This is a genomic window from Desulfobulbus alkaliphilus (assembly GCF_016918545.1).
GTDB lineage: Bacteria > Desulfobacterota > Desulfobulbia > Desulfobulbales > Desulfobulbaceae > Desulfobulbus > Desulfobulbus alkaliphilus.
Genome location: NZ_JAFFQC010000361.1, coordinates 1 through 408, shown reverse-complemented (window position 1 = coordinate 408; position 408 = coordinate 1). Strand labels below are relative to the sequence as shown.

Annotated in this window: 1 protein-coding gene; it reads right to left on the bottom strand. The window is 69.6% G+C overall.

The window, feature by feature from the left end; genetic code table 11:
• Positions 1–408 (bottom strand): signal peptidase II (locus JWG43_RS21075; protein WP_205244454.1); only part of this gene is annotated, 408 nt, incomplete at both ends.

Genomic DNA, 408 nt, shown 5'->3' with positions numbered 1-408 from the left:
CTGTCGGGGTGACCGGCGTCGCCGTCTTCTCGGCGACCACGTCGTCCTTCTCGGCGACCACGTCCTCGTCCCCGCGCCGTCCGTCCGGGCCGATGCCGCGCAGCGCCAGGTACCCGATGAGGACGGCTGCGACGACGATCGCGATGTCTGCGACGTTCCCGATGAAGGGGCCGTAGTCGATGAAGTCGACGACGTGCCCCGTGAGGAAGCCGGGCTCGCGGAACAAGCGGTCCCCGAGGTTGCCGAGCGCGCCTCCCAGGACCAGCCCGAGCGCGAGGGCCCAGGCTGTCGAGCGGATCTTGCGGGCCGTGACGATCACGAACACGACCACGCCTGCGGAGAGCAGGCTGAGGATCCACCTCTGACCGCTCGCGATCGAGAGCGCTGCGCCGGGGTTGTAGATCAACC